This window comes from Pseudomonas pohangensis (assembly GCF_900105995.1).
Classification (GTDB): Bacteria; Pseudomonadota; Gammaproteobacteria; order Pseudomonadales; family Pseudomonadaceae; genus Aquipseudomonas; species Aquipseudomonas pohangensis.
In genome coordinates, this window is sequence record NZ_LT629785.1 from 1,728,346 (window position 1) to 1,751,625 (window position 23,280).

Here is a 23,280-nt window from a genome sequence, read left to right on the forward strand (position 1 = left end):
ATGCAAGCATCGACAACGCATGGTGGCCAATCGCTGCGCGAGTTGACCACCCTACGGAGTTGCACCTGCTAAACGGATATTCACTTTGCACAACGCTCAGCTTGTCCAGCAAGTAGCCCTGAAAAAAGGGCTTTATTTTCTAAAGCCTGGACGTCCGCTCCGGGTCGGAAGTAGCCGGTCGTTAATTCCTCAGCCGGTCAATCCCGATTCCTGCGGGTGGTTGACATGCAGCTCCCGGCTGCTTGGAAACACCGGAAATGCCAGACGCTTTCCGCGTTCCGGTGGCGGCCACGGGAGCAGATACTTGGCTGAATAGCACTTAAACGTTTATCTTTGAGTGCACCGGACGACTTGAGACTTGGTCATCCGCTCTTTGCCATGGACATGCAAAAAAAAGTTCATGCAACCCCAGGGCCTGCTCACGCCGGCCTGTCCCAGGTTCAAATCATGCTGGAAGCCGTTTGGCCCTTTTTGCAGTCACTTCAGGGAGCACCTGCCTACGCGCTGGTGTTTGTCCTGTTGTTCATCTGCGGCATCGGCCTGCCGATCAATGAAGACATAGTCCTGCTCGGTGCCAGCGCCCTCACCCTCAAAGGCGTGATGGAGCCCGTCCCGCTGATGGTGGTGTCCTGGTTCGGCCTGTTATGCGGCGATGGCCTGCTGTTCCACTGGGGTCACCGCTTTGGCACCAGAGTCCTGCGCATGGGCTTCCTTGGTCGCCTGATAAGCGAACAACGCCTGGAAACCATGCAGGCCACCATGCGCCGTTACGGGCCTGCCTACATCTTCGTGGTGCGCTTCATGCCGGGCGTGCGCTCGGTGCTGTTTCTGGCGGCCGGCTCACTGAAGATGCCCTACCGGCATCTGTTCATTTTTGACGGGCTGGCGGCACTCATCCAGCTACCGCTGCTGGTTTACGGGGTGCGTTATGTCGGTGGGCGCTGGGAAGAAATCCTCGAACTCATGCAACGTTTTCAGGGCGTGATTATTCCCGCCATCATCGTATTGCTGCTGGCTGTATGGCTGGTCAGGCGGCGAAATTCCAGGGAGCGACAAGTATGAAAACTGCACTGCCAACCAGAGGCCGCGCCACTGCGGCGGTACTGGCCGATCTCAAGGAGTTTGGCGCGCAAGACCCCAACTACAAGGAGGGCCGCCTGTGGAGCCTGGTGTATTACCTGGACGAAGACTACGCCGACTTCATGGGCGACGCGTACCGCGAATTCTCCAGCGCCAACGGGCTGAATCCGACCGCGTTCAAAAGCCTCAAGCGCTTCGAGAACGAGATCATCGCAGCGGTCGCGGAGATGTTTCACGGCACGCCGGAAGTCTGTGGCGTGGTCACCTCGGGCGGCACCGAGAGCTGTCTGCTGGCGGTCAAGACCTATCGTGACCTGGCCCGCGCCCGCGGCGTGAGCAAACCCGAGATGGTGTTGCCGACCACTGCCCATGTGGCCTGGTTCAAGGCCTCCGAGTACTTCGGCGTGAAGGTACGCCTGCTGCCGCTGGACAAGGACCTGCGCGCCGATGTGAAGAAACTGCCGCGCCTGTGCAACCGCAACACGGTGATGATTCTCGGCTCGGCACCGGACTATCCGCACGGCAACATCGACCCGATCGAAGAGTTCAGCGCCATTGCCCTCAAGCGCAAGATTCCGCTGCACGTGGATGCCTGCGTGGGTGGCTTCATCCTGCCGTTCATGGAAATGAACGGGCGCAAACTGCCGTTGTGGGACTACCGCGTAGCCGGTGTTACCAGCATTTCGGCAGACGTGCACAAATACGGCTTTGCCGCCAAAGGCGCCTCCACCATCACCTACCGCAATCTGGATTACCTCAAGCACCAGATGTTCGTCTATCAGGACTGGCCCGGCGGCGTGTTCGCCTCACCGGCCCTGCTCGGCACCCGCCCCGGTGGTGCCTATGCGGCTGCCTGGGCGGCCATGCAGCACTTTGGCAAGTCCGGCTACAGGAACCTGGCCAAGCGCACCACGCAGGCGTTTGACAAGATGCGCAAGGGCATCGAGAAAATGCCCGAACTCTATGTCATGGGCCAACCCCACGGGCCGCTGCTGGGCTATGGCTCCTGCGACCCGGAGGTAAACATCTTCGCCGTGGGCGACCAGATGGATGCCAAAGGCTGGAAGATCAACCGTCTGCAAGCGCCGGACGGCCTGCATGCGATGATCACTGCCAGCCACCTGGAGGTCATGGACGATTACCTGCGCGACCTCAAGGAAGCCGTGGCTACGGTCAAAGCCAACCCCGAACTGGCAAAAACCGGCAGCGCGGCGACCTACGGCATGATGAGTCATATCCCCTTGCGCGGCATGGTGCGGCAGAAGGTGCTGGATATGTTTGCGCAGATGTACAAAGCCGGTGGCGAGGCTATCGACCTGAATGAGCAACCCCCAGCCGAACCGGGTATCAAAGGGCAGATAAACGCAGTCGTAGATACCGTGGCCCAGTGGTATGTCACTCGCCAGCAACAGAAAGTGCGGCGCAAGTAAGCGCTGTAGCCACTCGCCGCAGCCAACACTAGCGGCGAGTGAATTCCTCGAAGTGACCCGTTTCCAGTTGTTCCCGCAGAACGGCATCGTAGGTCGGCACCAGCCCTTGCCTGTCGATGTGCTCCACATAGCGGGCCATGGCGCGCTGGGACGCTTCCACGCCGATGTTGCTCAACACCGCGGCCTGCTCCATCTGCAGGCCTTTGCCCAGTGGCAGACAGCCACCCTCCAGCGTCACCCGTTTGATCGCGCTGATGGCCTGCGGTAAAAAACGCGAGAGCCTTTGCGCAATCGCCAGGGTTTGTTCCAGCAGTTGCTCATGGGCAAACACCTGCGTCACCAGACCTATTCGCTGCGCCTCTTCGGCCGATATGGCGCGGCCGGTGAGCATCATTTCCAGCGCCCGGGCCCGGCCGATAAGCCGCGTCAACCGCTGCGTGCCACCCGCCCCCGGCGGAAAGCCAAGCAGCACCTCGACCTGGGACAGGTCAGCAGCACTGGACATGTAGCGCAGGTCACAGGCCATGGCCAGTTCGATCCCGCCACCGGCGGTCTGGCCATTGATCGCGGCGATAAAAATGGTGCCGCTGCGACCCATCTTCAACAGCATGTCGTGGAAGCGCAACAGAAACAGCGCGCCGCTGGCGGGGGTTTTGCCAAGCACACCGCGCATGCCCGGAATGCGCAGGAGTATGCGCAGCAATGCCAGCAGCCATTGCAGTTGCCACTCCCTCAGCGGCGGATAACTGCGGGCTTTGTGCAGTATCTCGGCCACATCGAAATGCGCGATAAAGCGATCGGGGCGCTCGCCGGTCAACACCACCACGCCGATGTCCGGGTCCTGATCGGCACGCTCAACCAGCGCTTCCAGATCCAGCACCATGGCTTCATTGAGGAAGCCGTGCGGCGGATTGCTCAGTCGCGCCAGCAACACACGACCGCTCTGCGTGGTTTTGATCGTGCGGTACATGGGGCGGCTCTCCAGTCTGTTCGGTGAAGCGGCAGGCTGCGGGCAAGGTGCCTGTTGCCGGATGGTCACGGCCATAGTAGGTTGCCGGACGCGTACGGATTTACCATTGTGCGCAGAAAAACCAACAAATCGCGCAAAGCAGGTGGCTATGCCAAGTGTCTCCCGCAGCAGTGATCTGCAGGGCGTTGCCGAACTGATCCGCAGCTACGGGCAGGATCCGGACGCGCTGGCACGCAAGATTGGCCTGGATCCGCTGGCCCTGTATGAAACCGGCATCAACATTCCATCCAGTCTGGTCATCAACCTCTATGAAGAGGCCGCGCGCGCCTGCAAGGATCGCTTCTTTGCCCTGAAGCTGGCGCAGATCCAGGGCTGGGATATTCTCGGGCCGATCTGGCTGATGATCCGCAGTGCAGAAACCGTCAGGGCCGCACTGCAAGCCATCGCCGATCATCTGGAGCTGCACTCCGAGGGCATCTCTGCGTACCTGGTCGAGGAAGACCAGCGCACCGCCTTCTGCTATGAAGTCAGGAAGCAGGCCCGGGGCAGCGAGGCGCTGGACCACAGTGAAATCCAGGTAATCGAACTCGGTCTGGCCATGTCCTGCTACGAACTGCAAGCCATCCTGGGCAATGACTGGCGCCCGCGCTTCACCCAGTTTCGTCACGCCGCCCCCTACAACACCGAGCCGTTGCAGCAGGTGTTTGGCGAACACATCAGCTTCAACCAGGATCGCAACGCGATTCACCTGTCGGCCCGGGACAGCAGCTATCCGCTGGCCAATTCGCGACCGGCTTACCGCCAGATATTGCAGCGGGAAATCCGCGCCCGTCTGGGCGATTCGATTCCGTCGGCGTTAAAAGCCGACCGCACGATCCGCCTGCTGCTTGACGAGAGCAGGTGCTCCATCGACAAGGTCGCAGCAATCCTCGGCGTCAGCGCCCGGACCTTGCAGTTGCGCCTCAAGGAGGAAGGCAAAACCTATCAGCAACTGTATGACCGGGCGCGCCTGGAGATCGCCATCCAGTATCTGGAAAACTCCAACCTGCCGATAACCGCGATTGCCGAGCGCCTGCAGTTTTCCCATACCGGCGCCTTCTCGCGCTTCTTCAAACAGCAAATGGGCTGCCCGCCACGGAGTCTGCTGAAAGGCCGGCGTTCTCCTTCGCCCTGACACCCGCTCCCAGCGGCCCTGGGGCAATCAACCTTGCGTGATCGGATAATTTTCTAGCGCGATCCGGTAACTGTCTGCCCGCCGGGAGAATAGGCTGAAGCACTGTCCCGATCCGGGGCAGGCACAGAGGCCCTACCAATTTCATTGCCAGCCGGACACCTTTTCAACCGTGGATACCCGGTTGCTGTATCTGCTGCCCCGGCTTTTGCAATCACGGCTACAAGGGAGACAGGACTGTTATGCCTATTGCTGAAATTAAAAAGATCTGCCTGATCGGCGCCGGCTCGATTGGCTGCTGGAACTCCCTTTTATTTGCCAGCGCCGGTTACCAATGTGTGGTTTATGATCTCTCGGCAGCTGCCCTGGCATCGGCACCGGAACGGCAGAAGTGGCACATCGCCATGGCCCAGGGCATGTTCAGCCCCGAGCAGGTGGCGGCGGCGCTGCAGCGCATCAGCTACACCTCGTCGCTGGAAACCGCTCTGCAGGGCGCTGACCTGATCAGCGAGTCGGTGCTGGAGAAACTTGAGCTGAAACGCCAGGTGCATCAGCAAATCGAGGCACTGTGTTCACCCGATGCGATTCTGACCACCAACTCGTCTTCCCTGCTGGTCTCCGAGATCGAGGACGCCGTAGTGCGCCGCAACCGCTTTGCCGCCCTGCATACCAATATGCTCGGCCGCCTGATGGAGGTTGTCCCCGGCCCGCAAACAGATCCGCAAGTGATCGATATCCTGACCCGATTTATTGTCAGTTGCGACCAGGCCCCGGTGGTCATGCTGAAAGAAAAGGACGGCTATCTGGCCAACAGCATGCTGTTCTCCTGGTTGAAAACCGCGGTGCTGCTGGTCGCTGACGGCTATGGCACTTTTACCGATGTCGACCGTTCCTGGTGTGCCGGGCAGAACGCCCCGATCGGCCCGATGGCGCTGGTCGATGGCGTTGGTCTCGATCTGATCATTGATATCTTCGATGCCCAGTTCAGCAAAAGTGCTGACAAAGACTTCAAACGGGCTGCCGACTTTTTAAGAACCTACCAGGCCCGCGGCTTGCTCGGCATGAAGTCGGGCGAAGGCTTTTACAGCTACCCAGATCCGGCCTGGCAACAGCCGGGCTTCATCATGGGCCGCTAAAACTTCCCGTTATCCGTCAAGCGCAACGCACGACACGCAAAGGAACATGACCATGCAATCGCAAACACGCAGAACAGCTACAAGTCTGGCACTGGCCATTGCCGCCGCGCTGCTCACCGGCAGCCTGGCATCCCTGGCCAACGCCGCGTCAAACACCGGCGTACCGGCGTCCGTCATCACCCCGGACAAGGTCGAAAGCCGCATCGGCACGCTGGAGTTTGCTGACGGCCAGCCAAGCAAGGCAACCCTGGAAAAGGTCTATGACAACCTGGACTTCATCCACGCGTTTCGCGCATTTTCCGACACCCTGCAAGGCGTCAGTGTGCATGCCGTGCGCAAGGGCATCGCCAACGTTGGCGCCAAGGACAACGAAGTCCTCGTATTCTCCGAGCTGATGGATTCCAAGTCACTGTTCCTCACGGCCAATGCGGACACCCTGTATGTCATCGGCAGCCTCGACCTTTCCAACGGCCCGATGGTCATCGAGGTGCCGCCGCAGGTGCTCGGCACGGTGCAGGATGCCTGGTTCCACTGGGTCATCGACATGGGCATGCCGGGGCCGGATCGCGGCGAAGGCGGCAAGTACCTGATCGTGCCGCCGGACTATGAGGGCATCCTGCCGGAGGGCGGGTTCAATATCGCGCACTCGAAAACCCTCCATGCGGTCTGGTTTGCCCGCGCCTTTCTGGAGAATGGCAATGATCCCAAGCCGGTAGTGGCGAGGATCAAGCAGTTCACCAGGGTCTACCCCTACACGCCGGGCGGCCTGGGCACCCCGATTGCCGAGTTTCTGGCCGGCAAGGCCCCGCTGGCCCCGCTCAAGCCGCCACCGGCAACCGTGTTCCATGAAGGCAGCGGCAAGGCGATGAATACCCTGCCGCCCAACGACTGGACCTACTTCGAGATGCTCAACGAAATCGTGCAGGCCGAGCCGGCCAGCGCCCTCGACCCGGAGCTTATGGGGCCGATTGCGGCCATCGGCATCGTCAAGGGCAAGCCCTTCAAGCCCGATGCACGGATGAAGAAAATACTCAGCGAAGCATTGCAGGTAGCCAACGCGACCTCGCGCAGCCTGTTCATCAACGGCCGTGATCGCGCCTGGTATTACTACGGTGATGGCAACTGGCAGAACCTGCTGTTTGACACTGGCTACGAGTTCGAGACACCGATACCGATGATTACCAAAGAGGGGGTAAAACCCTTCCCGGCAACCGGCTACCGGAAACTCGACGCCCGTGAAGCCTACTTCTATGGCGTGACCGGAATCACCCCGGCAATGTCCATGCGCCTGCCCGGCAGCGGCTCGCAATATGTGTGGGCCATGCTCGATGCCGACGGCAATTATTTCGACGGCGCCAGGACCTACAGGGTGAAACTGCCCAGGGATATTCCGGCGGCGAAATTCTGGTCATTCACCCTCTACGACACCATGACCCGTTCAATGCTCGACACGCCGCAGCGCTTTCCGCGGGTCGGCAGCCAGAGCTACCCGTTCCCGGCGGCACAAGCGGATGCCGATGGCTCTACCACGGTGTATTTCGCGCCCACGCAACCGGACGGCGTCAAGCGCGGCAACTGGATCCAGACCATACCCGGCAAGGGCTTCTTCCCCATGCTGCGGCTGTACAGCCCGCTTGAGCCCTTCTTCAGCAAGCAATGGCGGCCGAGTGAGGTTGAACTGGTGAAGTAAACCGACGTTTGCGCCAGTGCAACTGGCCAGCTGCCTTTCTCCGCGCAAAAGGCAGCAGCAGGGCTCATGACCTGCACGCTGACAGTCGTGCACAGGCTAGAATCAGCAGATAGCACATCCCTGAAGGTGCGGGGCAACCTGCACCGGACAGCGGATCCGCATCTGCTCTATTGCCTGCCGAGGAACTGCATGACTGCCCCAGCCGTTTATTGCCCCGTTGCGCGGTGCCTGCCATGAGCAAGGTCATTCTGGTCACCGGCGCTTCCTATGGATTCGGACAGAAAATCGCCGCGCATCTGGCCGCACGCGGTCACCTTGTTTTCGGTACCAGCCGCCGGCAGCTGCTCGATCAGGACAAGGTGCGCATGCTGCAGCTGGATGTGACTGACGACGCCTCAGTCAGCAACGCCGTGGCGCAGGTGATCAACGCAGCCGGCCGCCTCGACGTGCTGATCAACAACGCCGGGGTCGGCCTGTGTGGCGCCGTCGAGGACACCAGTCTGGAAGAAGCGCAGTGGCAGCTGAACACCAACTTCTTCGGTCCGGTGCGCATGATCCGTGCGGTACTGCCGCAGATGCGCAGCCAGGGCAGCGGTCGCATCATCACCGTCAGTTCGCTGGCCGGCCTGGCCGGCATGCCCTTCCAGCCGTTCTACAGTGCCAGCAAGTACGCCATCGAAGGACTCAACGAAGCCCTGCGCCTGGAGCTTTCCGGCAGTGGTATCGATGCGACCACGATCAATCCCGGCGATTTCAAAACCGGCTTCACCGATGCCCGGGTGTTCGCCAGACAGGCCCGCGCCGGCCACAACGCTCATCAGCTGGAGAAGACCCTAGCGATCTATGTGCGTGATGAACAGCAAGGTTCCGGCGCCGATCAGGTGGCGCAACTGGCGGTGCGTCTGGTCGAGCAGGCAAAACTGGATGTGCGCTACCCGGTGGGGGCATGGGGCCAGCGCGCCGGCATTTTCGCCAAGCGCCTGATGCCGGCGCGGCTGTTCGAGCGCCTGATGAAATCCACCTATTCGCTCAAGTAGTCGCCGATGAAAATGCCTGACCTGCGCCACGCCCCCGCCCTGCCCGCCGCACACTGGCCGCTGTTCGATGTCTACCCGCAACTGGCAGCGCTGCTGCAGCCGCTGGCGCTGTGCCAGCTGCCTTCACCGGTCGAGGCATTACCCGCACTTGGCGAGTACGCGTGGGTCAAGCGCGACGATGGGATTCATCCGCACTACGGCGGCAACAAGATGCGCAAGCTGGAGTTCGTCGCCAGCGAGTTGCTGCGCAAAGGCGTGCGCCACGTCTACAGCCTGGGCGGCACCGGCACCAACTTCGGGGTAGCTGCAGCCATACTGCTGCAGGAACTGGGGATCGAGCTGACGCTGTTTTTATTCAGGCAACCGCCCTCGGAACATGTCGAGCACAACCAGCAACTGATGCGGCAACACGGCGCGCACCTGCATACCTTCGACAGTCTGGGCGCCGCCGCGCTGAGCTGGCAGCTGCACCCGCGCCGGCTCGATCCGCGCTGTTATTTCCTGGCTGCCGGCGCATCCAGCCCGGTGGCGACCTTTGCCTACATCAACGCGGCCTTTGAACTGCGCGAGCAGATCCAGGCCGGCAATTGCCCGCTGCCGGCACAGATCATCCTGCCGGTAGGCAGTTCCGCAACCCTGGCCGGGCTGACGCTCGGCTGTGCGCTGGCCGGCCTTGAGACACAGGTGATCGGCGTGCGCGTGGCCCCGGAAAAACTCGGTTTCATTGACATCTGCACCCCGGCGGTCAGTCGCAAGATGATGCTCAGCGCCGCGCGCCTGCTGGAAAAGCACGGCCACCCGGGGGGCAGCATCAAGGTGCCCGAGCCGATCCTGGTTTCCGACTGGTTTGCGCCCGGTTACGGCTGTTCAACAGCAGCCACCGAAGCCGCCATCCGCCGCGGCATGGCGGCCGGTCTGACGCTGGACGCCACTTACAGCGGCAAGGCATTCGGCGAGTATCTCAAGCGCTTGCAATCCGGCGCAGCGCCTTTGCTGTTCTGGGCCACGCTGAATTCGCAGCCGGCACAGGGCTAGTGGCTTTGCGACTGCTGGCGCAAGCGGTTCGCCGAGTTGCCCGCCACAGTAACCCTGGGGGCACTGCGCCTGCTCTGGCGTCGGCTGAGGATCTTGCCCGCAGCTTCACGTACCGCCCGCACCCCTTCCAGCAGACTCAGGCTCTCTTCGGTATCGCGTTTGAGACTGGCAAGCTGCTGCCAGGTTTGCGCCCGGCGTTCTTTCAGGGAGTAAAGCCGCTGCTCCAGCTCGTCAACCCGCTGGCGTGAGCGGGCGCGGCTTCTGTTTTTGCCCTTGACCGTCGCTTCCTGCAGATGCTGACGACTGCTGAGCAGTTTCTCCTGGACCTTTTCGCATTCTTTATCCAGCTTGCCGGCCATGCTCTCGGTCTCGGCAATCGCCTTGCTGCACGCGCGCTCCAGCCGGGCCACCACATCCAGCGAAAGCGCATGCAGCAGATGGATAGGGGTTGGCAGCACCTTTTTTCTCTCCGACATAATCAAGCCCCGCTCGCTGGCCTCGTCTCAATAAACCGCAGGCACGATAATTTCGTCCGGCACCGGAGAGCGCAGGTAATCCGCATTGAATACGCGGGCCGGCAGCACTATCGGTTCCGGTTCGGTTTCGGCGTAGGGAATCTGCGTCAGCAGATGATGAATGCAATTCAGTCGTGCGCGTTTTTTGTCATCCGCCTCGACTATCCACCATGGCGCTTCGGCAATATGCGTACGCGCGAGCATTTCTTCCTTGGCCCGGGTGTAATCCTCCCAGCGCCGGCGTGATTCCAGATCCATCGGCGAGAGTTTCCACTGCTTGAGCGGGTCATTGATGCGCATCAGGAAGCGCTGGTACTGCTCGTTGTCGGTAATCGAGAACCAGTACTTGATGAGGATAATGCCCGAGCGCACCAGCATCTTTTCAAATTCGGGTACGGTTCGGAAAAACTCTTCGTACTCGCTGCCGGTGCAAAAGCCCATGACCTTTTCGACACCGGCACGGTTGTACCAGCTGCGGTCAAACAGAACCATTTCACCGGCCGCCGGCAGGTGCGGCACATAACGCTGGAAGTACCACTGCGTGCGCTCACGCTCACTGGGTGCGGGCAGTGCGGCGACACGACAGACGCGCGGATTCAGGCGCTGGGTAATGCGCTTGATGGCACCGCCCTTGCCGGCCGCATCGCGGCCCTCGAAGAGCACCACGACCTTGAGCTTGTTCTCGACGACCCAGCCCTGCAGCTTGACCAGTTCACCCTGCAGGCGCAGCAACTCACGAAAATACACGCGGCGGTCCATGCCCTTCGAGGGCGCCGGCCCCCACTCTCCCGCCAGCGCGTCCAGTCGCTCGTCGTCCAGCTCCATTTCCAGCTCTTCATCGAAGCTGTCGAGAATGTCGTCATACATGTGACGGGCCTGTTCGGAGTAATCCGCAATCATCTGCTCGCTCATGGTGGCTCCTGAAGCTGGCGGGTGGGGTTCGAAAAACCTTTGTGTTGTCTGTACCGCACCGCTGCCGGCAGCCTTACAGGCGGATCGCCGCGCGCTGCATGCCCTGACTGGCAATATCGTCACGGGCCTGGCGCAACCGGTCGGCATCCAGGCTCATGCGGTGGATGACATTGAGCAGTTGCTGCCTGAGCAACTCGTCACCCACCCGCTCGGTAGCACGCATCACCGCTAGCGCACTGGCTTCATGATTGCCGGCCACCTGATCGAGGGTTTTGCAGATAGTGCGGATTGTCTGGCTCACCGGAAGACTCCTTCTGAATAACGCCAGCGCATTCTAAAGCGGTGATATTGCCGTTTTATTGCAGTTGCCAATTCAGCGGCCGCGACGCCAGCCCGCTGCAATCAGAGGCAAGGCAGCGGGTGCAGCAGGCACAGCTGCGCCATCTGTTCTGTCGGGGGTTGCAGGCAATGGCCGAGCACGGGGCCAGCTCAGGAAGAGAACACTTCGCTACGCTGGTCTGCCAGTAACCGGTTCGCCGGCAGGCCATGCCGGCTGAGTTGCGCCTGAACTTCGTCCACAGCGGCCAATACCCGCTGCGCCCAATGCTCATCATCGGGGCGGACCACAACCACGCGAAAGCCGTGGTCATAACCTTCCGCACGCACGCCTTCGGAATCATCCACATGCAGGTCAATGCCGAAGGCCGGAGGAAACTTCGAGGGCGAATGCGTGAAACCGTGAACCTTCAGCGCATGGCCGTGGCGTACGCTGTTGACCACGCCATCAATGTGCACGCCGTAGAGCAGCAGCCAGCGCCGGATGTAGGCCGGCGTCCGCCCGGACGAGGTGTAGATCCAGATGCTGCAGCCGCGACGCCGCAACTCGCGGGCCAGTTCGCGCGTACCGCTGCGCAACGGCTCACCCAGCCAGCGGTGGACAATACCCGGCAGACGGCTTTGCTCGGCTTCAGTCTGGCGAAAATGACAGGCCAGCGTGTCATCGATATCAAAGGATATGCGAATGTGCTGGCGCCTGAAGAAATGCAGCGGCAGCAGTTTTTTCATTACCGTCCATGCCTGATTGCCGCTCGCGGTGCGGGTATTGCGTATACCGTAGCGTTTCATCGCATGGCTTCCTTGTGCAGAGGCAACTGTTTACCCGTAAGGAAAAAATCCTTGCTGGCAGGTGTCTGATTTTCCAGGAAAGCGGCGTACTTCTTCTTGATCTTGGGCAGCTCATACAGCGCTTTCAGACCATGCTTGGCGGAATTCCGGATCAACGAAGAAGGATTGAAATAGCCTTCGGCATTTTCCACCGTCAGGACGAACGGCGGGCGCCCTGCGCGCATCAGCAAATAGCTGACAATCAGCGATCCGCTGCGATTATTGCCTTCGATGAACAGCTGCGGCTTGCTCAGAATGCGCACATAAACACCGGCCGCGCGCTTCCACACCGACTCGTTGCGGTGGGCGCTGTACCAGTTGTACAGGTCCTTGATGCCACCTTCGGCTTCGTGGAAAAAGTGTTTCTCGGTAGCCTCAAGGTGTTCGGCAAACTCCAGGCGGCGCCCGGGATCACTACCGCAGAGCACCGTGGCATTGATCTCCAGCAGCAGATTGACCTGCTGCAGATCAAACAGATCAACCCCGCGTGCAACGTAGTCGTCAACCAGGGCATAGCCCTCCAGCATGTTCTGCAGCACTTCGTCACTGAAGGGTTCACGCTGCTCGATAAAGTGCTGGCTGAGTTCGTCAAAGCGCGACTGCACCTCGCGCAGGGCACGTTCAATGGCGGTCAGGTCAAGACGACGCTTTGCTGGCATTGACGATCCGGAGTAGTAGCTGGAAAAAAAGCTGCAACCAACGGCACGCCGGCCCTGGCTGCAGCAGTGTGGCTCTGGCAGTGGCCTAGCTGAACTTGCCGCTGATGTAATCACTGGTCAGCTGTTCGCGCGGATTGTTGAAAATCTGCGCCGTCGGGCCCATTTCGACCAGATAGCCGGTACGCGTGCCCTCGGAAATATCCACCGAGAAGAACGCCGTGGTATCCGCCACCCGGATGGCCTGCTGCATGTTGTGGGTCACCAGCGCGATGGTGTAATCCTTCTTCAGTTCGACCATCAGTTCCTCCACCCGGCGCGTGGCAATCGGGTCGAGCGCCGAACACGGCTCGTCCAGCAGCAGTACTTCCGGCTCGGTGGCGATGGCGCGGGCGATACACAAGCGCTGTTGCTGGCCACCGGACAGCGACAGACCGCTGACCTTGAGCTTGTCCTTGACTTCGTCCCACAGCGCGGCGCCCTGCAAGGCATGTTTGACGCGATCACCGATATCGCCCTTGTAGCGGTTCAGGCGCAGGCCGAAGGCGACATTGTCGAAAATACTCATCGAAAACGGATTCGGCTGCTGGAACACCATGCCGATGTAGCGACGCACGACCACCGGATCAACGCCCTTGCCGTATACGTCCTGGCCGAGAAAATGCACATGGCCTTCGAAACGGAAGCCTTTCACCAGATCGTTCATCCGGTTCAGGCTGCGCAGCACGGTACTTTTGCCGCAGCCGGAAGGGCCGATAAATCCGGTGATCTTGTTCTTTTCAATCGGCACATGGCTGTCGCGTACCGCCATGAAGTTGCCGTAGAAAATCTTGTCCAGCTTGCAGTCCATCACCACCGGAGCATGGGCTTCAAACAGTTCGGCTTTTTGCGCAGTTGATGCGTTCACGATTCAGATGCTCCCGTTCTCAATACTTTGGTTTGCCGAAAATGCGGCTGACGACATTCACGACAAGCACAATCATTACCAGCACCAGCGAGGCGGCCCAGGCAAGTTCGAGCTGGTTGTCGAAGGGCATGCCGGAGAAGTTGTAAATCAGTACGGCCAGCGATGCCGTCGGGTTCATCACTTCCAGGCTGCCCTCGTGATAGATCCAGTAGTTGCTGAACAGTGCGGTAAACAGCAGCGGCGCGGTTTCACCCGCAGCGCGGGCGACGGCCAGCATGACGCCGGTGAGAATCGCCGGCAGACCGGTCGGCAGGATGATCTTCCAGATCACCTGTGAACGGGTGCAGCCCATGCCGTAAGCGGCATCCTTCATGATCTTGGGCACCATTTTCATCGACTCTTCGGCAGTCAGCACGACGATCGGCAGCATCAGCACGGCCAGCGCCACGCCGCCCGCCGGTGCCGAGTAGGTGCCGGTGGTCAGGACGACCATGGCGTACGCGAACACGCCGGCAAGGATCGAAGGCAGTCCGGTGAGCATCTTGGCGGCAAAGCGTGCGCTGTTGGCCAGCTTGCTGTCCGGCCCCAGTTCTGCCAGAAAAATCGCCGCCAGAATGCCGACCGGTACCGCGATCGCGGCGGCAATACCGACCATGACGAAGGTACCGGCCAGCGCATTGCCGAAACCACCACCGGTCTCGAAACCGGTCGGCGGCAGCTCGGTGAACAGTTCCATGCTCAGCCGCGCACCGCCGCGGGTGATCAACATGTAGAGCACCGAAAACAGTGGCACGCTGGCCAGCAAGGCACCCAGCCAGAGCAGACTGGTCAGCACGATACTGCGCAGGGCGCGGCCTTCGAAGCGGCGTTGCAGGCTGGGTACAGCGGTAATCCCGGAGGTCAGCTCGTTCATCCTTTGGCACCCCTTTGGGCATAGGCCATGATCATGGAGCCGATGACATTCACTATCAGCGTGATCAGCATCAGAATCAGCGCGGCATACATCAGTACTTCGATCTCGTTCGGGCCGGCCTCGGGGAAGTTCAGCGCGAGCAAGGCCGCCAGCGTGTTGGCCGGTGCAAAGAGCGACAGGCTGATCTGGTTCGAGTTGCCGACCAGCATGGCCAGCGCCATCGTTTCACCCAGTGCGCGGCCCAGCCCCAGTACCAGGGAACCGAAAATACCGGTGAGTGCAGACGGCACCATCACCTTGAGAATCGCTTCCCAGTGGGTGGTACCCATGCCATACGCGGCCTGTTTGGTTTTCATCGGTACCGCCGTCAGGGCATCCTGGGAGACGGCGGCGATGGTTGGCAGAATCATGATGGCCAGCACCAGCGCGGCAGGCAGCAGGCCCGGCCCGCTCAGTGAAGTGCCGAAAAACGGTAGCCAGCCGAGCTCGGTGTGAAACCAGTCGGTCAGGGGGCGAATCGTCGGGATCACCACGTAAATACCCCACAGGCCGTAAACCACACTGGGAATGGCGGCGAGCAATTCGACGATGGTGCGGAAGATCGCGGCCAGACGCGGCGGCAGAAAATCCTGGGTGAGGAAAATCGCCATGCTGACCCCGAAAAAACCGGCGATCAGCAGCGCAATCAGGGCGCTGTAGAGGGTGCCCCAGATAGCCGGCAGAATGCCGTACTGGTTTTGGTTGACGTCCCAGACAGTCCCGGTAATAACGTCCAGACCATGTTTCTCAATGCCTGGAACTGCCTTGCGGCCTACCTCGAAAATCAGCGCGAATACCAGCGCCAGGATCAGTATGACGCCCACCCGCGCTAGGCCGCGGAAGATGCGATCAACCAGAAAGTCCCTGGTGGAAGGCGGCTGGCAGGCAGAGTCCGGGTTAACCGGCACGTCAAAAGGTTTGTTCATTGGCTAAATCCAGAGCATGGACAGGAGTCCCGTGGCTTTAGCCCCGTCCGGCACAGGTGTAGCGCCTGCGCCGGACGAGGTCTGGCGGGGTTTACTGGATGTTGGCCGAAGCCTTGCGGACCTGTTCCACCACAACCTGCGGCAGCGGGATGTAACCCATCGAGTCGGCAATTTTCTGCCCTTCGGTCAGGCCGTACTCGACCATCTCGCGCATGGCCTTGGCTTTGGCCGGACTTTCATTGTGCTTGCGGAAGATCATCCAGGTGTAGGAAGTGATCGGGTAGGACTTGGCGCCATCCGGATCAGGCAGCCAGGCCACCAGATTTTCCGGCATCTTCACCGCTGCCAGTGCCTCGGCACCGCTTTCCGCGTTAGGCACCACGTAGTTGCCGGCCTTGTTCTGCAACTGGGCAAAGTCGACCCTGGCCAGTTTGGCGAAGCCGTATTCGATATAACCGATGGCACCCGGTGTCTGGCGTACGGTCGCGGTTACACCGTCATTTTTCGGCGATTTGATGAACTTGTCGGTGGCTGGCCAGTTGACCGTGTTGCCTTCACCCAGCGTGCTATTGAACGCAGGGTTGATGGCTGCCAGGTGCTTGGTGAAGACCGCGGTGGTGCCACTCGAGTCTGCACGCACGACAACCGTGATCGGCAGGTCGGGGAGCTGGATTTGCGGGTTGGCAGCAACCAGCGCCGGGTCGTTCCACTGGGTAATCTTGCCCAGAAAGATGTTGGAATAGACTTCACGCGGCAGTTTCAGCTCTTTCGGTTCGCCCGGCAGGTTGAACGCCAGCACGATCTCGCCGGCAGTCATCGGCAACAGCTGCACGCCTTCGGCCACCTTGGCCATGTCTTCTTCCTTCATCGCCGAGTCGCTGGCGGCAAAGTCGACGGTGTTATTGAGGAAATCCTGTACACCAGCACCGCTCCCCTTGGACTGGTAATCCACCGTCACACCGGCGGTCTGCTTGCTGAAATCCTTGAACCAGGTCAGGTAGATGGGCGCCGGAAAGCTTGCGCCGGAACCGGTCAGGCGCACGCTTTCCTCGGCGAATGCCATTGAACTTGCACAAAGGGAAAGCGTAGCGGCGAGCGCGGCAGACTTCATCAAACGTTTCATCGGGCAAACTCCTTGAATTGGAGCCGCGAACTTTGCCGCAACATTGTTACAGGCCGGTTAAGGCAAAATGACAAATAGACTCTGTGACGAACTGCCCTGCCCGATCCCGATGGCCGCAGGCGCTGCTTATCAGTAATCCGGCTTTTGCAAAACACCCGGCGCCCTGCCAGCATGATGAAGATCGGGGCCAGCGCCGGCTCGTGGCCTGGCGCTGGCAGTTACCCCCGCAATGCAGTTCGCAGGCATAGCCGGAAGGCAGCATGCCAGACGGATCTGACCGTTTTATGACGGTTTGAAACGGCTTGACCCGCTGATTTGTGACACGCAAATTGTGCGCAACAGTGCTTCGGCGGCTGCCTGTTGCAGCCTGTCTGGCTACCGTGGATTGTCTGGAGCAGACCCCGGTGCGCCGTGTACCATCGACCGGCACTGTCACCAGAAACTGCACCGTCCATTGGTGCAGCAACCCACCCGACTGCTGCAACGGTCTGTTGTTTATGGTCCACCAGCATCACTTGCATGGAACCTGCAATGCCCCCAAGAAATGTAATCAACGCCCGGGTCAGCCCCAAGGGCAGCCTCGAAACCCTCTCCCACCGTGAAGTACAGCAACTCAGCGAAGCCGGCTCGGACAGCCTGTACAAGCTGTTTCGTCAATGCGCCCTGGCGATCCTCAATACCGGTTCGCACATCGACAATGCCAAGACCGTCATGGATGCCTTTCTGGACTTTGATGTGCGCATCCATCAACAGGATCGCGGCGTCTATCTGGAGCTGCTCAACGCCCCGGCAGATGCTTTCGTTGACGGCGAGATGATTACCAGTACCCGCGAGATGCTGTTCAGCGCCCTGCGCGACATCGTCTACACCGAGAACGAGCTGCAAAGCCGGCGCATCGATCTCAGCGACTCCCAGGGCATCACCGACTACGTCTTCCATCTGCTGCGCAACGCCCGCACCCTGCGCCCGGATGTCGAGCCGAAGATCGTGGTCTGCTGGGGCGGCCATTCGGTCAGCGGCGAAGAGTACAAATACAGCAAGACCGTCGGCCATGAACTGGGCCTGCGCAAACTGGATATCTGCACCGGTTGCGGGCCGGGCGTGATGAAGGGACCAATGAAAGGCGCCACCATCAGCCATGCCAAGCAACGCCTCACCGGCAGCCGCTATCTGGGGCTGACCGAGCCCGGCATCATCGCTGCCGAAGCACCCAATCCGATCGTCAACGAACTGGTGATTCTGCCGGACATCGAGAAACGTCTGGAAGCCTTCGTGCGCGTCGGCCACGGCATCATCGTGTTCCCCGGCGGCGTCGGCACTGCCGAGGAGTTTCTCTATCTGCTGGGCATTCTGCTGCACCCAAACAACCGCGACATCCCCTTCCCGGTCATCCTCACCGGGCCAAAGAGCGCCGCCCCCTACATCGAACAGTTGCACGCCTTTGTCGGCGCGACACTGGGCCAGGCCGCCCAGCGCCTCTATCAGGTCATCATCGACGACCCGGTGCAGGTAGCCACGCAGATGGCCCGGGGCCTGAAGGAGGTCAAGCAATTCCGCCGCGAGCGCAACGACGCCTACCATTTCAACTGGTTGCTGAAAATCGACGAAAGCTTTCAACGGCCCTTCGACCCGAACCACGCCAACATGGCCAGCCTGCAACTCAGCCGCGACCTGCCACCCCACGAACTGGCGTCCAACCTGCGCCGCGCCTTTTCCGGCATCGTCGCCGGCAATGTGAAAGACAAGGGCATCCGCCTGATCGAACAACACGGCTGTTACGAAATCCACGGCGAAGCCGCCGTGATGCGGCCGCTGGACCAGCTGTTGCAGTCCTTCGTCGCGCAGAACCGCATGAAGCTGCCGGGTGGCGTGGCCTACGAACCGTGCTACCGGATGGTAAGCAGCGAGCTGGCCTGCTGACAGCAGCTTCCGCCAACACCGTTACCGCTGCAAATGCGCAGATAAAAAAAGGCCGGGCAGCAAGTGTGCTGCCCGGCCTTTTGTCACCCGGATTGCGGCGGGTTGCCCCGCCGTTGCAGTCAGGCCAGATCGAAGCGGTCGGCGTTCATCACCTTGGTCCATGCCGCCACGAAGTCCTCGACGAACTTGGCCTGGTTGTCGTCCTGCGCATAGACCTCGGCATAGGCACGCAGGATCGAGTTCGAGCCGAACACCAGATCGACACGGGTAGCGGTCCATTTCACCGCACCGCTCTGGCGCTCACGGATTTCATACAGATTCCTGCCAGCAGGTTTCCATGTGTAGGCCATGTCCGTCAGATTGGTAAAGAAGTCGTTGCTCAGCACGCCTTCCCGGTCAGTGAATACGCCATGCCTGGAGCCTGCATGGTTGGTGCCCAGTACGCGCATCCCGCCCACCAGCACGGTCATTTCGCAGGCGCTGAGCCCCAGCAGCTGGGCACGGTCGAGCAGCAGCTCCTCGGCGCTGACCACAAAGTCCTTCTTCAGCCAGTTACGGAATCCGTCAGCCAGCGGCTCCAGCACATCGAAGGATTCGGCATCGGTCATCTGCGCAGTGGCATCGCCACGACCCGCTGCAAACGGCACGGCCACGTCGAATCCCGCCGCCTTGGCCGCCTGCTCAACACCGAGGTTACCCGCCAGCACGATGACATCGGCCAGACTGGCTGAGGACTCATCGGCAATTTTCTGCAGAACCGCGAGCACCTTGGCCAGACGTGCCGGCTCATTGCCTTCCCAGTCCTTCTGCGGGGCCAGACGGATGCGTGCACCGTTGGCGCCGCCGCGCTTGTCCGAACCACGGAAAGTGCGCGCACTGTCCCAGGCGGTGGACACCATTTCTGCGATGCTCAGGCCGCTGGCGGCGATTTTTGCCTTGACTGCGGCTACGTCGTAGTCCGTGCTGCCAGCCGGCACCGGGTCTTGCCAGATCAGGTCTTCCTGCGGAACGTCCGGACCGATGTAACGCGCCTTCGGCCCCATGTCGCGGTGGGTCAGCTTGAACCAGGCGCGGGCAAAGGTTTCCGAGAAGTAGGCCTGATCCTGGGCGAAGCGTTCGGAAATTTTCCGGTACGCCGGGTCCATCTTCATGGCCATGTCGGCATCGGTCATGATCGGGTTGTAGCGGATAGAAGGGTCCTCGACATCCACCGGCTTGTCTTCTTCCCGGATATTGATCGGTTCCCACTGCCACGCACCCGCCGGGCTCTTCTTCAGCTCCCAGTCATAGCCGAGCAGCAGCTTGAAGTAGCCGTTGTCCCATTGGGTCGGGTGCGTGGTCCACGCACCTTCCAGGCCGCTGCTCACGGTGTCGCGGCCAATGCCACGGCTGCTGTGGTTGTTCCAGCCCAGGCCCTGCTCGTCGAGTTCGGCACCTTCAGGCGCAGGACCCAGCTTGGCCGCATCGCCATTGCCGTGACACTTGCCGACAGTGTGGCCGCCGGCGGTCAGTGCCACGGTTTCTTCGTCGTTCATGGCCATGCGCTCGAAAGTCACGCGCACATCCCGGGCCGTCTTGAGCGGGTCAGGTTTGCCATCCACGCCTTCCGGGTTGACGTAAATCAGCCCCATCATCACCGCAGCCAGCGGGTTTTCCAGATCACGCTCGCCCGAATAGCGGCTGTTGGCGCTGCCACTGGGTGCCAGCCATTCTTTCTCGGCGCCCCAATAGGTATCTTTCTCGGGGTGCCAGATGTCTTCACGGCCAAAGGCGAAGCCATAGGCTTTCAGGCCCATCGACTCATAGGCCATGGTGCCCGCCAGAATCATCAGGTCAGCCCAGCTCAGCTTGTTGCCGTACTTCTTCTTGATCGGCCACAGCAACCGCCGGGCCTTGTCCAGGTTCACGTTGTCAGGCCAGGAATTGATCGGCGCGAAACGCTGGTTGCCTGAGCCGCCACCGCCACGGCCATCGGCGATGCGATAGGTACCCGCCGAGTGCCAGGCCATGCGAATCATCAGGCCGCCATAATGGCCCCAGTCCGCAGGCCACCACTCCTGACTGTCGGTCATCAGGGCCTTGAGGTCTTTTTTCAGCGCTTCAACGTCGAGTTTCCTGACTTCTTCCCGGTAATTGAAGGCCGCACCCAAAGGGTTGGTCTTGCTGTCGTGCTGGTGCAGGATGTCCAGACTCAGGGCCTTGGGCCACCACTCCATGTTGGACATGCTCGTCGAGGTGGCACCGCCGTGCATGACCGGGCATTTGCCAGCAGAACTTGCATCTTTGTTATCCATCTCATTCTCCTTTCTTTACGTTGTCAGCCTTGGTGGCTGAATAAGCGGCATTCGAATGCCGCTCCAGACATCTAGAAATCAATCGTTCCAGCTACTGCAGTGCCTAAAACTGTGCGCCAATCCGGTGCGAGAAGAAAGTGCATTGCGGTCTAAACAATTCAATCTCCATGATAGGAAAAAGTCATCGCCGGTAATTAATCCGGATCAATAGAAATGGATATCGGCCAGTGCCGTGCGGGCAAACAGACCCGGTGCCTTGAGCATGCTCACCTCAATTGCCGAACCGGGCGATCCAGTCCGCATGGGCCGGATGCTGGATGGCTTTGGGCCGCAGCGCCTGCACCAGACTGATGGCCTCAGGGCGAGCAATTCCCAGCTCGATCAGGATGCGTGCGGCTATCAGCCCGGTGCGCCCGGAACCGCCCTTGCAGTGAATGGCGATGGCTTGGTCGGCGGCCAGCAACCCGGCAATCTGTGCCATGGCGGCCGGCCAGGCTGCGTCGAAATCCGCCTGCGGCACCTGCTCGTCGGCCACCGGCAAGTGCAGCCAGAGCAACCCTTGCGCGGCGCAGCGGGCAGGCAAGTCACTGGCGGCGTTTTGCGCCAGTTCGGCGGCTGGCATCAGCGTCAGCACGGCGCTGGCACCCGCCTGTTTCAGGCTGCTCAGGGCGCTGTCGATGCTGCTGTCCCTGGTGCCGGGGCAAGGCGTAAAGATCAACCGGCCGGGACGGTTGGGGATACTGAGGAGGTCAAAAGGGTGAGACATGTTGATTGATCCTTGAAGTTAGATGGAAGCCTGATTGACCCGCTGACTCAGCTGCTCGGCGGACTCCTTGCGCTCGGAATAGCGGTCCACCAGATAGCCGGCATGGCCGCGCAGCAGCAGGGTGAACTTGACCAGCTCCTCCATCACGTCCACCACGCGGTCGTAATAGGCCGAGGGCTTCATCCGCCCGGCGTCGTCAAACTCGAGAAAGGCCTTGGCCACGGAAGACTGGTTGGGGATGGTGAACATGCGCATCCAGCGCCCGAGTACGCGCATCTGGTTCAACGCATTGAAGGATTGCGAACCGCCGCAGACCTGCATCAGTGCCAGGGTCTTGCCCTGACTCGGCCGCACCGCGCCCATGCTCAGGGGAATCCAGTCGACCTGCGCCTTGAACACCGCGCTCATCGCACCGTGGCGCTCCGGCGAACACCAGACCATGCCCTCGCTCCACAGCACCAGCTCGCGCAACTCCTGCACCTTGGGGTGATCCTCGGGGGCATCGTCGGGCAATGGCAGGCCAGCGGGGTTGAAGATGCGCGTCTCGGCACCGAACTGCTCGAGCAAGCGGGCTGCCTCTTCGCTCAGCAGGCGGCTGTAGGAGCGCGCCCGGTTGGAGCCGTACAGCAGCAGAATCCGTGGCTTGTGTTGCGCCACCGGCCTGGCCAGCTGCTCAAGCCCCTGCAGATCAAGCAACGCGCTTTCGATATTTGGCAGTTCGGGGTGCATAAAATCTCCTGACCTCAGAGGCTGCCGATCCGGCGCACTTCGGCCTGTAGTGCCTCGCGGTCGAGGGTGCCCGGCTGGCTGGCGAAGAAAGCCGCAAGGCGATTGCGGATTCTCTCCAGGGTGGCATCGAAGGCAGCGTCGATCTGCGCGGGCGTGCCGGCCAGTTCGGAAGGATCGGCCAGGCCCCAGTGCGCCTTCAGGGCGGGCCCGAAGAACACCGGACATGCATCCCCGGCGGCCTTGTCGCACACGGTAATCACCAGCTCCGGGGCCAGCCCGGCGTGGGCCTCGACAGCCTTGCTGCTGAGGCCGTCAGTGGCCACGCCGGCACGGCGCAAGGCTGCCAGCGCCTGCGCATTTACCTCGCCCCGCGGCTGGCTGCCGGCGCTGCAGGCTTGCATGCCTGGCGGCGCCAGGTGATTGAACAGTGCCTCGCAAAGGATGCTGCGGCAACTGTTGGCGGTGCAGAGAAACAGGACGTTCATAGCGGATTCCGTTCGTTGAGTTCAGCTGCAGATATTCTGCCGCTCGGGACGATTGCGCATGTTCTGCAGCTTTTCGCTGTTGTCCGCCAACCAGGCCTGATTGGCCTGCACGATCAATTGCAGCAGTTGTTGCACCCATTCGGGCAGCTGCGGGTGCAGACGGTAGTACACCCACTGTCCGCACCGCCGATCTTCCAGCAGGCCGCAACTGCGCAATTGCGCCAGATGCCGGGAAATCTTCGGCTGGCTGTCTGCCAGCGCCGTGCTCAGCTCGCAAACGCACAGCTCGCCTTCGGCGGCGATCAACAGGGTCATGCGCGCACGGGTGTCATCGGCCAGGCATTTGAAAACAGTGGTGGGGCTTAGTGGTTCTGGCATGCGA

23 protein-coding genes are annotated in these 23,280 nt (G+C 60.9%); 8 read left to right on the top strand and 15 right to left on the bottom strand.

All coding sequences use genetic code 11. From position 1 onward, the window contains the following. Positions 1 to 447: 447 nt before the first annotated feature. Positions 448 to 1,062: a DedA family protein gene (locus tag BLT89_RS08085; protein ID WP_157718821.1), complete on the top strand. Its 615-nt coding sequence runs from the start codon at positions 448 to 450 to the stop codon at positions 1,060 to 1,062. Further along, a complete protein-coding gene (locus BLT89_RS08090; protein WP_090194074.1) occupies positions 1,059 to 2,510 on the top strand; it encodes a pyridoxal phosphate-dependent decarboxylase family protein in 1,452 nt (483 codons plus the stop codon). Before BLT89_RS08085 ends, BLT89_RS08090 begins: the two co-directional genes overlap by 4 nt. A gap of 28 nt (positions 2,511 to 2,538) precedes the next feature. On the opposite strand, the gene BLT89_RS08095 is transcribed toward BLT89_RS08090, so the two are convergent. Further along, positions 2,539 to 3,480 carry an enoyl-CoA hydratase/isomerase family protein gene (locus tag BLT89_RS08095; RefSeq protein ID WP_157718822.1) on the bottom strand — a complete coding sequence of 314 codons (942 nt, stop codon included), beginning with the start codon at positions 3,478 to 3,480 and terminating at the stop codon, positions 2,539 to 2,541. 148 nt (positions 3,481 to 3,628) lie between these two features. Here BLT89_RS08095 and BLT89_RS17625 point away from each other — a divergent pair, with 148 nt between their 5' ends. From BLT89_RS17625 to BLT89_RS08125, 5 genes are all read left to right on the top strand, one after another. After that, complete coding sequence (locus BLT89_RS17625) at positions 3,629 to 4,654, top strand: AraC family transcriptional regulator (protein ID WP_172829120.1); 1,026 nt, start codon at positions 3,629 to 3,631, stop codon at positions 4,652 to 4,654. 239 nt (positions 4,655 to 4,893) lie between these two features. Next, complete coding sequence (locus BLT89_RS08110) at positions 4,894 to 5,787, top strand: 3-hydroxyacyl-CoA dehydrogenase family protein (protein ID WP_090194079.1); 894 nt, start codon at positions 4,894 to 4,896, stop codon at positions 5,785 to 5,787. Positions 5,788 to 5,839: 52 nt separating this feature from the next. After that, positions 5,840 to 7,477, top strand: coding sequence for a DUF1254 domain-containing protein (locus BLT89_RS08115; RefSeq protein ID WP_197673544.1), 1,638 nt, complete (start codon positions 5,840 to 5,842; stop codon positions 7,475 to 7,477). A 233-nt stretch (positions 7,478 to 7,710) separates the two neighbouring features. Further along, entirely contained in the window at positions 7,711 to 8,514 is an 804-nt protein-coding gene (locus BLT89_RS08120; RefSeq protein WP_090194082.1) for an SDR family oxidoreductase, read from the top strand. Positions 8,515 to 8,520: 6 nt separating this feature from the next. Next, on the top strand, positions 8,521 to 9,549 hold the full coding sequence (locus tag BLT89_RS08125) for a 1-aminocyclopropane-1-carboxylate deaminase/D-cysteine desulfhydrase (protein ID WP_090194084.1): 1,029 nt from the start codon (positions 8,521 to 8,523) through the stop codon (positions 9,547 to 9,549). Here BLT89_RS08125 and BLT89_RS08130 read toward each other — a convergent pair. From BLT89_RS08130 to pstS, 9 genes are all read right to left on the bottom strand, one after another. Further along, a complete protein-coding gene (locus BLT89_RS08130) occupies positions 9,546 to 10,025 on the bottom strand; it encodes an AlgP family protein (protein ID WP_090194086.1) in 480 nt (159 codons plus the stop codon). The genes BLT89_RS08125 and BLT89_RS08130 overlap by 4 nt on opposite strands. 27 nt (positions 10,026 to 10,052) lie before the next feature. Next, positions 10,053 to 10,931, bottom strand: coding sequence for a polyphosphate kinase 2 (gene ppk2 / locus BLT89_RS08135; RefSeq protein ID WP_408003070.1), 879 nt, complete (start codon positions 10,929 to 10,931; stop codon positions 10,053 to 10,055). 118 nt (positions 10,932 to 11,049) lie between these two features. After that, positions 11,050 to 11,277 carry a hypothetical protein gene (locus tag BLT89_RS08140; protein ID WP_090194089.1) on the bottom strand — a complete coding sequence of 76 codons (228 nt, stop codon included), beginning with the start codon at positions 11,275 to 11,277 and terminating at the stop codon, positions 11,050 to 11,052. Between the two features lie 188 nt (positions 11,278 to 11,465). Then, positions 11,466 to 12,041, bottom strand: a complete 576-nt coding sequence (locus BLT89_RS08145) for a hypothetical protein (protein WP_090198841.1) — start codon at positions 12,039 to 12,041, stop codon at positions 11,466 to 11,468. Positions 12,042 to 12,097: 56 nt separating this feature from the next. Further along, entirely contained in the window at positions 12,098 to 12,799 is a 702-nt protein-coding gene (locus BLT89_RS08150) for a hypothetical protein (RefSeq protein WP_090194090.1), read from the bottom strand. Between the two features lie 85 nt (positions 12,800 to 12,884). Beyond that, positions 12,885 to 13,646 (bottom strand): phosphate ABC transporter ATP-binding protein PstB, encoded by a 762-nt coding sequence (gene pstB / locus BLT89_RS08155; RefSeq protein ID WP_231975095.1) that lies wholly within the window; start codon positions 13,644 to 13,646, stop codon positions 12,885 to 12,887. A gap of 76 nt (positions 13,647 to 13,722) precedes the next feature. Beyond that, positions 13,723 to 14,616, bottom strand: a complete 894-nt coding sequence (pstA, locus tag BLT89_RS08160) for a phosphate ABC transporter permease PstA (RefSeq protein WP_090194094.1) — start codon at positions 14,614 to 14,616, stop codon at positions 13,723 to 13,725. Next, on the bottom strand, positions 14,613 to 15,581 hold the full coding sequence (gene pstC / locus BLT89_RS08165) for a phosphate ABC transporter permease subunit PstC (RefSeq protein ID WP_090194095.1): 969 nt from the start codon (positions 15,579 to 15,581) through the stop codon (positions 14,613 to 14,615). The genes pstA and pstC overlap by 4 nt, the downstream gene beginning before the upstream one ends. A gap of 91 nt (positions 15,582 to 15,672) precedes the next feature. Next, positions 15,673 to 16,704 carry a phosphate ABC transporter substrate-binding protein PstS gene (pstS, locus tag BLT89_RS08170; RefSeq protein ID WP_090194097.1) on the bottom strand — a complete coding sequence of 344 codons (1,032 nt, stop codon included), beginning with the start codon at positions 16,702 to 16,704 and terminating at the stop codon, positions 15,673 to 15,675. A gap of 531 nt (positions 16,705 to 17,235) precedes the next feature. On the opposite strand from pstS, the gene ppnN reads away from it, so the two are divergent. Then, positions 17,236 to 18,624 (top strand): nucleotide 5'-monophosphate nucleosidase PpnN, encoded by a 1,389-nt coding sequence (gene ppnN, locus BLT89_RS08175; protein ID WP_090194099.1) that lies wholly within the window; start codon positions 17,236 to 17,238, stop codon positions 18,622 to 18,624. A gap of 119 nt (positions 18,625 to 18,743) precedes the next feature. Here ppnN and katG read toward each other — a convergent pair whose 3' ends face one another. The 5 genes from katG to BLT89_RS08200 all read right to left on the bottom strand — a co-directional run bounded on the left by katG (position 18,744) and on the right by BLT89_RS08200 (position 23,276). Then, positions 18,744 to 20,918 (bottom strand): catalase/peroxidase HPI, encoded by a 2,175-nt coding sequence (gene katG / locus BLT89_RS08180; RefSeq protein WP_090194101.1) that lies wholly within the window; start codon positions 20,916 to 20,918, stop codon positions 18,744 to 18,746. 271 nt (positions 20,919 to 21,189) lie between these two features. Beyond that, positions 21,190 to 21,684: a phosphatase domain-containing putative toxin gene (locus BLT89_RS08185; protein ID WP_090194103.1), complete on the bottom strand. Its 495-nt coding sequence runs from the start codon at positions 21,682 to 21,684 to the stop codon at positions 21,190 to 21,192. A gap of 18 nt (positions 21,685 to 21,702) precedes the next feature. Next, entirely contained in the window at positions 21,703 to 22,413 is a 711-nt protein-coding gene (arsH, locus tag BLT89_RS08190) for an arsenical resistance protein ArsH (protein ID WP_090194105.1), read from the bottom strand. Between the two features lie 14 nt (positions 22,414 to 22,427). Continuing rightward, positions 22,428 to 22,898, bottom strand: coding sequence for an arsenate reductase ArsC (locus BLT89_RS08195; RefSeq protein ID WP_090194107.1), 471 nt, complete (start codon positions 22,896 to 22,898; stop codon positions 22,428 to 22,430). A 21-nt stretch (positions 22,899 to 22,919) separates the two neighbouring features. Then, on the bottom strand, positions 22,920 to 23,276 hold the full coding sequence (locus BLT89_RS08200) for a metalloregulator ArsR/SmtB family transcription factor (protein ID WP_090194109.1): 357 nt from the start codon (positions 23,274 to 23,276) through the stop codon (positions 22,920 to 22,922). Positions 23,277 to 23,280: the final 4 nt, after the last annotated feature.